Consider the following 11,817-nt stretch of genomic DNA (forward strand, 5'->3'; position numbering starts at 1 on the left):
ACTAAAACCTTCTTAACACCATATAAATAAAGAATATTCCGCCAACGAATTCAAGTACAACAGACAGGGTTCCTGCTTTATTGAGTCCATATTCTAGGAGCAATTGTCCGCCAACTAAGGCAATAACGCCTAATAAGAAGGAAACTGGCAAAACGTAACGATGCTGGCTACTTCCCGCAATAAAATAAGCAAGGTTTGCGACCATTAACCCTAGGAAAGTTAAAGGACCCACGAGGGCGGTAGAAATTGCCACTAAGATAGAAATCAGTAATAGGATCACTGTAACTTGCTGACGATAGTTAATCCCTAAATTCACCGCGTTCGCTTGCCCAAGGGCTAACACATCGAAGCAGTAGCGCATCCGCCATAGTAGTATTCCGACGATAACCGTAATGACCAGCGTAAATAGGATGAGCTCTGGCGTCCCTTTAGTAAAGGTGGCAAACATACGGCTTTGTAAAATCGAGAACTCATTGGGATCCATCAAGCGCTGCAATAACGTAGCGACACTGCGAAATAATGTGCCGAGGATAATCCCGACCATCAACACCAAATTGATGTTCATTTTGACGGAGACAAATAGCCAACGATATAGCAGCACGGAGAAGACAACTAACAGTGATGATTCCAGCAAGAACTTGCCGATATTCAGCAACCATGATGCAGGAAAGCTATCGGTATAAAAAATAAAGATAGTTTGCAGCAGAACAAACAGTGCTTCTAACCCCATGATAGAAGGAGTCAGAATCTTGTTGTTCGCAATGGTCTGAAATAAAACCGTCGAGACCCCAGAACCGAAAGCGACAATAATCATAGTCAGCACGATATAGCCACGGTGCGGCAAGATATAGGCTAGGTTGCTGCCAAGATTAATGGTCATATACAAGATCACAGACAACACTGACAGCGCAGCCAAAATACCAATGCGCTGTATTGGCGTTATTGTCCTCTTAACGGGCAGACTGATTGAATTAACTTTTTCCATAACGCTGATGCTTTAACAAGAGATAAAGGAAAATAACGGCACCCACAACACCTAGAATCACACTCGCAGGAATTTCAAATGGGTAACGGATCACGCGACCAATAATGTCGCATAACAGTACCAAGCCACCGCCAGCAATGCAGATCCACGGGATAGTTTTACGAATATTATCCCCCATCACTAAACTCACAAGGTTCGGGACAATGAGCCCAAGGAACGGTAATGCACCAACCACCACGACCACAACACCACTAATCAGAGCAATAATGCTCAAACCTATTGTCATGACTTTTTGGTAATTCAAGCCTACGTTAATCGAGAATTCACGTCCCATTCCCGCCACGGTGAAGCTATCCGCAATTAAGCAGGCAGCTAATGTGAGTAAGCCCACCAACCACAGCAGTTCATAGCGACCTTGAAGAATACTGGAGAAATCACCGCTCATCCAAGCCCCGAGGGATTGGAGTAAATCAAAATAATAAGCCGTGAAGATAGTTAATGCGCTAATCACTGCGCCTAACATAATCCCAACCAGTGGAACAATCAGGGCCGATTTTAAAATAATGCGGCGTAGGAGCACCATAAATAACATGGTACCTAATAACGCAAATCCACTCGCCACCACCATTTTGGTCATGATGCTAGCACTTGGATACACTATCATCACAAACAATAAACCGAGGCTTGCAGATTGAGTGGTTCCCGCCAATGACGGTTCAACAAAGCGGTTTTGGGTAAGTAATTGCATGATCAGCCCAGCGACACTCATGGCGCTACCCGCAAGGATCAGAGCGGCAGTACGAGGAATTCGGCTGATAAAAAAGATATCTTGCATCTCGGGGTCAGTGAAAAGCGAAACGGGTGACACGTCACCCGCTCCAATAAACAAGCTTATTACCGCCAAAATCAATAACGCGATGATGCCAAAAAAGAGATAAAGCGTTTTCATTGATTAATTCGTTTTTTTCTTCTCTAAAGCTGCATTAACTTCATCCATTAACTTGGAATAAGTTTGGATACCACCCGCAATATACACCGCTGATGAATCTAAATAAGTCACTTGACCTTTTTCCCATGCAGAGGTTTTTCTCACTAATGCATTATCTAGCACATCTGCGGCAGGTTGAGCATCTTTAGCACCGATCGCATTATCGCGGTCGATAACAAATAACCAGTCTGGGTTAAGTTTCAGCAATAATTCTGAACTGACGATATTACCGTGACGACCTGTATCTTCAGTAAATACATACGCAGGTTCGAAACCTAATACGTCAAAGATAAATCCAAAGCGAGAACCTGGACCATAAGCAGAAATTTTGCCACCACTCACTAAAATGACCATCGCTTTACCTGCGGTTGGTGCTTTAGCTTTAATGCCATCAATTTTGCCTTTGAAATCAGAAACTAATTTATCTGCTTCTGCTTGTTTACCGAATAAGTTACCCAGTAAAGTTGTACGTTCCATCAAGCTATCAATAAAACGTTTGTTATCGATATCTAAAGAAATCGTTGGAGCAACGCCACTTAATTTATCGTAAGCATCACGTGCACGGCTTCCGCCTAAAATCACATCTGGCTTAGCGCTGCTGATGGTTTCATACGCAGGCTCAAATAAGCTACCGCCATTGATATATTCTGAAGTGCTATATTTTTCTAAAAACTTAGGGAAATGGGCATTAGTTTGTGGAACACCAATAATTGGAACACCTAACGCATCAATGATGTCAAGGGTTTCCATGTTCATCACAAACACACGTTGAGGATGGCTAGGAATTTCAGTTTTGCCTTGAGCATGCTCAACCACAACCGTTTGGCTTTCTGCTGTTTTATTCTCAGCTGCTTGTTTTTCTGCGACTGGGGCTGTGCTTTGTGTTTCTTTAGCGTTATCACAACCTGCTAAAGCGACTACGGACAACAATGCAATACCTGAAACTAATGATTTAGCGAACATTTAAAGCTCTCCCATCTTTCAATATGTTTATCGTTAGTCATGAAATTAACGACCCGAAGATGGCGGTTATCTTACATGAAACATAGCGCTAATGATATTAGTTTGCATTTGCATTTCGTTAAAAAATGACACAAAGCACAAAAACATCAATTCGCTATAGTTAATAGAGAAGAAAGCATCTTTTTATGTTAGAGAGGTCTCTATGAAGCAAGAATGGTGGAAATCCGCTGTCGTTTACCAAATTTATCCCAAAAGCTTTTATGACTATAATGACGATGGTATTGGAGACTTAGCAGGGATCACTGCAAAGCTCGATTATATTCACTCGTTAGGTGTCAATGTCATCTGGCTGTGCCCTATTTTCCAATCCCCAATGCAAGACAATGGTTATGATATTGCAGACTATGACCGTATCGACCCCATTTTTGGTACAAATGAAGATTTAGATACCTTAATCGAACAAGCTGCCCAACGCGGGATTAAAATTGTTCTCGACTTAGTACTCAACCACACTTCAAATCAGCATCCGTGGTTCCAAGCCGCTATTGCAGATCCCCATAGTCCCTACGCCGATTATTATCAATTTATCGAATGGGATTACCCAGCCCCCCCCAATAATTTACGGACTTATTTTGATTGCCCAGTCTGGACTCGCATCCCCAATAGTTCTCGCTGGTATTTCAACTCTTTTGGGCCTGAACAACCCGATATTAATTGGGAAAACCCACAATTGCGCCAAGAAATTATCCAGATGATTAACCGCTGGATAGCCAAAGGTGTTGCCGGTTTTCGCATTGATGCCATTGGGAATATTAAAAAATCACCAGAAGCACTTTCTGTACATCGATTTCCTGCCGATCGTGAAGATGGCTCTGCATCCTTAGTACCTTGGGTGGTCAATCAACCGGGAATTCTTGACTGGCTTAACGAACTTGCCGACCAAACATTTCGCCCCGCCAATGTCATGACCGTTGCTGAAATCGATGTACCACCGCAAGATCTTGCCGCCTATGTAGGGGAAAATGGCGTATTTTCGATGGTATTCGATTTCAGTATTGCCAACCTTGATATCACCAACCAGCCACCATTTACGATTTCACCGATCACTGGAGAGCGACTCAAACCTCTCTTTATTAATAGCCAGCTCACAACTCAACAAGTCGGCTGGGGAGCGCCCTATTTAGAAAACCATGATCAGCCTCGTTCCCTGAGTAAATTTTTACCTGAAAATGCCCCCACACTCGCCGCCGCAAAAATGCTCGCCACATTTTTATTAACTCAGCGGGGAACACCATTTATTTATCAAGGACAAGAGATTGGCATGATCAACTGCCCCATGACACTCGAAGAGCATGATGATCTTCACTTGTTCAAGCTGTATCAATGGGGAGCTCAGCAAGGCTATACCGAATCCCAAATGATGGATTATTTTGCTAAGCGCAGCCGCGATAATGCTCGCACTCCGTTCCAATGGAATAGCCAGATAAATGCTGGATTCACAAATGGGAGACCATGGCTAAAAGTCAATCCTAACTATCTTGATATCAATGCCGAATCTCAACAGCAACACGCTGGCTCCTTATTCACCTTTTACCAGCAATTAATTACCCTACGCCGCCATTCAGCTATCAGCGATATTCTTATTGAGGGGGAGTTTCAAGAAATTGAAGCGCCAGAATCGGTTATTGCTTATCGCCGAAGACTACAGAAACGGTCTATTGATATTTATTGTAACTTTAGTCAACAGCCTCAGCGTATTAACCAAACCTATTCCCATGTTTATTTCAATAATATGCAGGATGTCTTCATTCAATCCTCAAAAATTATCTTACAACCTTATCAATCAATAATTTTTGAAATCTAAAATAGTTTAAAATACAATTTAATACTCAAAATAAGCGTAATAAAGAAATTGGCAGTAATAAATAATATCACTTTAATAATAAGCCGCTTATTTCATCTTAATAAGCGCTTTATTTACATCAAATTCTTTTAATTGATAACCTAATAATATTATTTAAAAACAAAATAACATATTGTTATTTAAGGTTTTTATTTTCAAATTCACTTGAATTTGTGAAGTTCATCAAATATAAATTAAATAACTTAAGTAAAGTCTAAATAGCGCATTAAATCTTTGAGGTTATTTATTTGCAAAATATTAATCCGAACGTTATTCAAAAAATAACTTCAGAGTGTTTGTCTATATCCAATTCACATTCAGACACTCAACAAATCCATATTGGCTTTTTTAGCGTAGGCACTCTCATTCGAGATGTTGATGGCTGGCTCTTGGCAGAAGGCACCCACTTACGTCCCTATGAATGTCTTGGTGCCCACCCCGTCAACTGCGACGGTGTTGACGGGGTGATTTTTTCTTTATGGGCGCCGAATGCGCAAAAAGTTTCTGTGATTGGTGAGTTTAATCAGTGGGATGGTCGTTACCATCCGATGGTACTACGCCAAGAAACGGGCATTTGGGAGCGTTTTATTCCTAGAGTAACCGTTGGACAAGCCTATAAATATGAATTGATAGATAACCAAGGGCACCTGCGCGTTAAAGCGGATCCCTATGCACTCAAAAGTCGTTTATTTCCCCATGTGGAATCGATAATCACTGAACTGCCTGCCAAACGAGCTCAAACATCACAGACAGCTCAATGCGAGCATTCTCAAGCACCGATATCAATCTATGAAGTTCACTTAGGATCATGGCGTCGCCACACCCATAATAATGGCTGGCTCAGTTATCGGCAGCTCGCGGAACAATTGATCCCCTATGTTGTCGATATGGGATTTACGCATATTGAATTATTACCCATTACCGAACATCCTTTCGATGGGTCATGGGGTTATCAACCCATTGGGCTCTATTCCCCTACGAGTCGCTTTGGTAGCCTCGACGATTTTATTTACCTGATTGAAACCGCCCACCAGCACCATATCAACGTGATCCTTGATTGGGTTCCTGCGCACTTTCCCAGTGATGAATATGGATTAGTGCAATTTGATGGTACTGCACTGTATGAGTATGCAGACCCTCGCGAAGGTTTTCATCAAAATTGGAATACGCTGATTTATAACTATAGCCGCTACGAAGTGGCCAATTTCCTCGCTGGCAATGCCCTCTATTGGCTAGAACGTTTTGGTGTTGATGGCCTACGAGTTGATGCCGTTAGCTCGATGATTTATCGAGATTACAGCCGTAATGAGGGGGAATGGCTACCCAATAAATTTGGCGGAAAAGAGAATCTCGAAGCTCTCGACTTTCTGCGTTATACCAACCAAATAATTAAAGAAAACTGCCCCAATTCCATCATGATTGCTGAAGAATCCACCGCATTTCCTCGGGTCACTGACAGTATCCAAAATCATGGATTAGGCTTTGATTTTAAATGGAATTTAGGCTGGATGAACGACACACTCAGCTACATGTCCCTCGACCCTATCTATCGCCAATATCATCATCATCAAATGACCTTTGGCATGTTTTACGCTCACAGTGAGCGTTATATTTTGCCACTTTCCCATGATGAAGTGGTGCATGGGAAAGGTTCACTTCTTGGAAAAATGCCCGGGGATACATGGCAAAAGTTCGCTAACTTACGCGCTTATTATGGGTTTATGTGGGGGCATCCAGGTAAAAAACTGCTATTTATGGGGGGCGAATTTGCACAGGGGCGCGAATGGGATCACGATCGTAGCCTCGATTGGCACCTTCTCGATCCACAGTTTGATGGTTGGCACTCTGGCGTACAAAACCTTGTGCGGGATCTTAACCACTGTTACCGACAAAATTTGCCACTATACCAACACGATAATACGACTAATGGCTTTGAATGGCTGGTTGTGGATGACCATAAAAACTCTGTTTTTGCCTTTTTACGCCGTGACAATGAAGGAAATGAAATTCTTGTGGTCGCGAATTTCACACCGGAAATTCGTCACTCTTACCGCATCGGTATCCACCAGCAAGGGCGGTATCAAGAACTCATCAATACTGACTCCCACTATTATCGTGGCAGTAATACCGGAAATCTGGGCGTCATTGAAAGTGACCCCATTCAGGCTCATGGCAAAAACCATTCTCTCTGTTTAGTACTCCCTCCTTTAGCCACGTTATATCTAAAACGAGAGTCCAAATAATGAAAAAATTTGAACTACTCAAAGGAAAGCCACAGCCACTAGGTAGCCATTCTGACAGTCTTGGCACTAACTTTGCCCTCTACAGCGAGCATGCTAAAAAAATAGAATTATGTCTGTTCAATGCCCAAGATATAGAAACCTGTTATTCACTATACCGAGGAAAAAACCATATTTGGCATGGTTATTTAGTGGGTGCTCACTCTGGCTTACATTATGGTTATCGCGCCTATGGTGAGTGGGACCCGACCCAAGGTTTACGTTTTGATCCTAATAATCTGCTGATTGACCCCTACTGCCGGGCAATTAGTGACAAACAAAATCCTCGCTCCATCGTGATGAATGAATCCTACGACTGGCAAGATGACCTTGCACCAAAGACTCCATGGGCAGAAACGATTATGTATGAAGCTCATGTTCGAGGGTTAACTCAGTTACATCCCAATATTCCCTCAAAAATCCGAGGCAGCTACGCCGCCATTGCTCACCCCGCAATCATTCACCATCTCACTGATTTAGGCATCACGGCGCTTGAGCTACTCCCTGTTCAACTCCATTTGGATGAGCCCAACTTAATCCAACGCCAACTGACCAATTATTGGGGCTATAACCCCCTAGCCCCCTTTGCCATCGAACCTGATTATTGGTCAGGGCAAGCTGGCACTACCCCGCTAAGTGAATTTCGCGATATGGTCAAAGCCCTACACCGTGCAGGAATTGAAGTTATTTTAGACATCGTATTTAACCACAGTGCCGAATTAGATAATGCAGCGCCGACGCTTTGTTTTCGCGGGTTAGATAACCCCACCTACTATTGGCTAACCGAGACAGGCGAAAACCAAAATTGGACGGGTTGCGGCAATACATTAAACCTGTCCCAGCCACCCACCATCCAATGGGTTCTTGATTGTCTCCATTTTTGGGCATTAGAGTGCCATGTTGATGGCTTTCGTTTTGATCTTGCCACCGTACTGGGTAGAAAACCGACATTTACCCCTCGGTCTCCACTATTAACCGCCATTATTCACGACCCGATTCTGAGTGAACTCAAGTTAATTGCCGAACCTTGGGATCTCGGTAACGGCGGATACCAACTTGGTCAATTTCCAGCCCCGTTTGCCGAATGGAACGATCGATTTCGTGATGATATTCGCCAATTTGCCTTACACGGTACAATCCCAATCGGGATTTTTGCCAACCGCTTTGCTGGCTCAAGAGATCTCTTTCCCCAGCCCCACCACCAAAGCTATGTTTCAATCAATAAAATCACCGCCCACGATGGCTTTACCTTACGAGATTTGGTCAGTTTCAATCACAAACATAACCATGCCAATGGGGAAGATAATCGCGATGGTAATAATCAAAACTACAGCCATAACCACGGCTATGAAGGGCTTGATGCGCCGGATAAAATTCAGCAATGTCGTCAGCAAAGCCAGCGAAATTTATTGACTCTTTTATTATTGTCGTTAGGTACGCCAATGCTGCTGGCAGGAGATGAGTTAGGGCATAGCCAGCAAGGTAATAATAATGCCTATTGCCAAGATTCAGCCATTAGCTGGCTTAACTGGCGAAAACAGGACAAAAATTTATCTCACTTTACTGCACAATTAATCTCACTGAGAAAACAGATTTTAGCCCTAAATTCTGAGAAATGGTGGGTATCCCAACCGCCAATCAACGATGTGGAATGGCTAGACGCACAAGGTGAGCCACTCACAATTGACCAGTGGCATCAATTTATTCCCCTACAAATTATTCTTTCTGGTCAATGGCTACTACAAATTAATTTAACGGAGCAGCCATATTCAATCATTTATCCTGATGGAAATTGGCATCCTGTCGCCCCTGTTATTCATCATGCTTGCAATACCGCCATACAAACTCTTCATCCAAAAACAATCAATCTGCTACAGAACATCCCCCTTTCTGACCCTGCATTATCAAGGAGATTATAATGTCTGAGAATCCGTCCTTTGCGCCTCATTCGGATATCCTACAGCGGCAGATGCTTGCCAAAATGTTACCGAATAAGACTGTGGCACTGGTTCTAGCTGGAGGAAAAGGAAGCCGCTTAAAAGCACTGACTCAGAAACAACCCAAACCATCCCTATTTTTTGGCGGTAAATTTCGCATTATCGATTTCACCTTATCCAACTGCGTCAATTCAGGCATTTATCGGGTCGGAGTATTAACCCAATATTATTCCCATTCCTTGATCCAGCATATTCAACACAGTTGGTCGTTTCTCAATGGAAAAAATAACGAATTTATTGAAATTTTACCGGCACAACAGAAACAAAATACCGATGGTTGGTACTTGGGTACTGCGGATGCCATTTTTCAAAATCTCGATATTATCCGTCGCTACCAAGCCCAATACATCATTGTGTTAGCCGGGGATCATATCTATAAAATGGATTACTCCCGCATGCTCGTCGACCATGTGGAAAAAGGCAGCCAATGCACCATCGCCTGTATTGAAGTTCCCTATTCTAGCGCCTCCGAGTTTGGCATTATGGCGATCAATGAAAATGAGCAGATTATTAATTTTATTGAAAAACCGGCGAAGCCTCCCACGATCCCGGGGAATCCGATGGTTTCATTAGCCAGCATGGGGATCTATGTGTTTAATGCCCAATACCTGTACCAACTCTTAGCTGAAGAGAATCAATTACCAGAAACCCAACATGATTTCGGTAAAAATTTGATCCCCAAAGCCGTCAAACAAGGAACGGCATGGGCGCACCCATTTAGCCGATCATGTGTATTTTCCCATTTTAATGCAGGATCAGCCCCCTACTGGCGAGATGTCGGCACTATCGATGCTTATTGGAGTGCCAATATTGATCTGGTTTCCGCCAAACCTGAATTGGATATGTATGATCCCAACTGGTCGATTCGTACGACTCACGCCCCCTTTGCCCCAGCGCGTTTTATTCAAGGGGAGCACCAGCATCCTCCCATGATAATTAATTCCCTGATTAATGCCGGTTCAATTATTGAAGATGCCATGGTCACCCATTCTGTGATTTTTCATGATGTTCGTGTCAATGCCCATAGCCATATTGATTCTTGCGTTCTATTACCTGAAGTCTCTGTGGGATTATCCTGCCGTTTAAGGCGCTGTATTGTGGATAATGGCTGTAATTTACCGAATGGACTCATTGTTGGAGAAGATCCCCAATTCGATGCTCAGCGTTTTTATCGCTCAGAAGGTGGCGTGGTCCTCATTACCCAAGAAATGCTTACGCGTCTTGACCCTCAATGGAGAGAATAATGCGAATCTTGCACGCCTGTTCAGAACTGTTCCCTCTCTTAAAAACTGGCGGTTTGGCGGATGTGCTTGGAGCACTTCCTCAAGCACAAATTGCTGAAGGAGCTGATGTCCGTTTAGTGCTCCCCGGTTTTCCTGCTCTATTAGACGCGATCCAACATACATTAGTCGGGCAAGTCTTCGATACATTTGCAGGGCAAGTTGCTTTGCGTTTTGGTACCTGCGATGGTGTCGGAATTTATCTTATTGATGCACCACACCTCTATCAAAGAGCGGGCAGCCCCTATCATAATGATGAGCTTCACGATTATGCGGATAATTACCTGCGTTTTGCATTACTCGGGTGGATTGCCTGCGAACTAGCGTGTGGATTAGATCCTCAGTGGCGGGCTGAAATTGTGCATGCCCACGATTGGCATGCGGGGTTAACAGCAGCTTATCTTGCTGCACGTGGTTATCCCGCACCTTGCGTTTTCACTGTGCATAATCTCGCTTATCAAGGGTTATTTTCGCCTAAACATTTTTCAGTATTACAGTTGCCTCGAGCCTTTTTCTCCCCCGAAGGCTTAGAGTTTTATGGGCAAATTTCTTACCTCAAAGCGGGGCTGTTTTACGCCAACAAAATTACCTTTGTCAGTCCAACCTACGCGAAAGAAGTGACAACCCCTGAATATGGCAATGGGCTTGCTGACCTACTGAAACAGCGGCAATCCCAACATAGACTTGTCGGGATCCTCAATGGCGTAGATTATCAAATTTGGGAGCCACAAATTGACCCCCTGATCCCCCACAACTATGCTCGGCAAAATATGCTGGGCAAAGGGATCTGCAAAATGACCCACCAGCGTGAGAGCGGATTAAGTGTCACGGACAAAGTCCCGCTCTTTGTGGTTATTAGCCGCTTGAGTACCCAAAAAGGGCTAGATTTGCTACTGGAAGTGGTTCCCGAATTATTACGCCAAGGGGGACAACTTTCAGTACTTGGCAGCGGAGATCATGACTTACAAGCCGCCTTTGAGCTGTTAGCTTTGCATCATCCGAAGCAAGTCTCTGTAGTGATTGGTTACGATGAACCTCATGCCCATAAACTCATTGCAGCCGCCGATGTGATTGTGGTGCCTAGCCGTTATGAACCTTGCGGTTTGACACAGCTTTACGGCTTAAAATATGGTGCGCTCCCGCTAGTTCGTCATACCGGTGGTTTAGCCGATACTGTATGTGATTGTTCCCTCGAAAATCTTGCTGATCGCTCTGCCACCGGTTTCGTGTTCCATGACTACCATGGCTATCGCTCCCAACATGGAAAAACCACTGAACTCAATGATGCGGTACGCCGAGTATTTGCATTGTGGAACGAACCCACCCGCTGGAAACGGGTTCGTCGCCAAGGAATGAAAATGGATTTTAGCTGGCAAATATCCGCTAAAAAATACCTCGATCTGTACCAAAACCTTCTCTAAC

General features: G+C 43.7%; 7 protein-coding genes and 1 pseudogene. 5 read left to right on the forward strand and 3 right to left on the reverse strand.

Annotated elements, in window-relative coordinates:
- Nucleotide 1: 1 nt before the first annotated feature.
- The 3 genes from PROVRUST_RS08665 to PROVRUST_RS08675 are packed head-to-tail and all read right to left on the reverse strand — an operon-like array spanning nucleotide 2 to nucleotide 2,936.
- A complete protein-coding gene (locus tag PROVRUST_RS08665; RefSeq protein ID WP_006814403.1) occupies nucleotides 2-985 on the reverse strand; it encodes an iron chelate uptake ABC transporter family permease subunit in 984 nt (327 codons plus the stop codon).
- Entirely contained in the window at nucleotides 972-1,934 is a 963-nt protein-coding gene (locus PROVRUST_RS08670; RefSeq protein WP_006814404.1) for an ABC transporter permease, read from the reverse strand. Before PROVRUST_RS08670 ends, PROVRUST_RS08665 begins: the two co-directional genes overlap by 14 nt.
- Nucleotides 1,935-1,937: 3 nt before the next feature.
- Nucleotides 1,938-2,936 (reverse strand): siderophore ABC transporter substrate-binding protein, encoded by a 999-nt coding sequence (locus PROVRUST_RS08675; RefSeq protein WP_006814405.1) that lies wholly within the window; start codon nucleotides 2,934-2,936, stop codon nucleotides 1,938-1,940.
- Between the two features lie 202 nt (nucleotides 2,937-3,138).
- Between PROVRUST_RS08675 and PROVRUST_RS08680 the strand changes: the two genes are divergently transcribed.
- From PROVRUST_RS08680 to glgA, 5 genes and pseudogenes are all read left to right on the forward strand, one after another.
- Nucleotides 3,139-4,800, forward strand: coding sequence for an alpha-glucosidase (locus PROVRUST_RS08680; RefSeq protein ID WP_006814406.1), 1,662 nt, complete (start codon nucleotides 3,139-3,141; stop codon nucleotides 4,798-4,800).
- Between the two features lie 359 nt (nucleotides 4,801-5,159).
- Nucleotides 5,160-7,082 (forward strand): annotated as a pseudogene (gene glgB / locus PROVRUST_RS08685) (1,4-alpha-glucan branching protein GlgB); the annotation flags it as partial.
- Nucleotides 7,082-9,037 (forward strand): glycogen debranching protein GlgX, encoded by a 1,956-nt coding sequence (gene glgX / locus PROVRUST_RS08690; RefSeq protein WP_006814408.1) that lies wholly within the window; start codon nucleotides 7,082-7,084, stop codon nucleotides 9,035-9,037. The pseudogene glgB and the gene glgX, both read left to right, overlap by 1 nt.
- The gene (glgC, locus tag PROVRUST_RS08695) at nucleotides 9,037-10,359 is read left to right on the forward strand and encodes a glucose-1-phosphate adenylyltransferase (protein ID WP_006814409.1); all 1,323 of its coding nucleotides are present in this window, start codon (nucleotides 9,037-9,039) and stop codon (nucleotides 10,357-10,359) included. Before glgX ends, glgC begins: the two co-directional genes overlap by 1 nt.
- Nucleotides 10,359-11,816, forward strand: a complete 1,458-nt coding sequence (gene glgA, locus PROVRUST_RS08700) for a glycogen synthase GlgA (RefSeq protein WP_039854820.1) — start codon at nucleotides 10,359-10,361, stop codon at nucleotides 11,814-11,816. The genes glgC and glgA overlap by 1 nt, the downstream gene beginning before the upstream one ends.
- Nucleotide 11,817: the final 1 nt, after the last annotated feature.

The sequence above is a fragment of the Providencia rustigianii DSM 4541 genome (assembly GCF_000156395.1).
Taxonomy (GTDB): Bacteria; Pseudomonadota; Gammaproteobacteria; order Enterobacterales; family Enterobacteriaceae; genus Providencia; species Providencia rustigianii.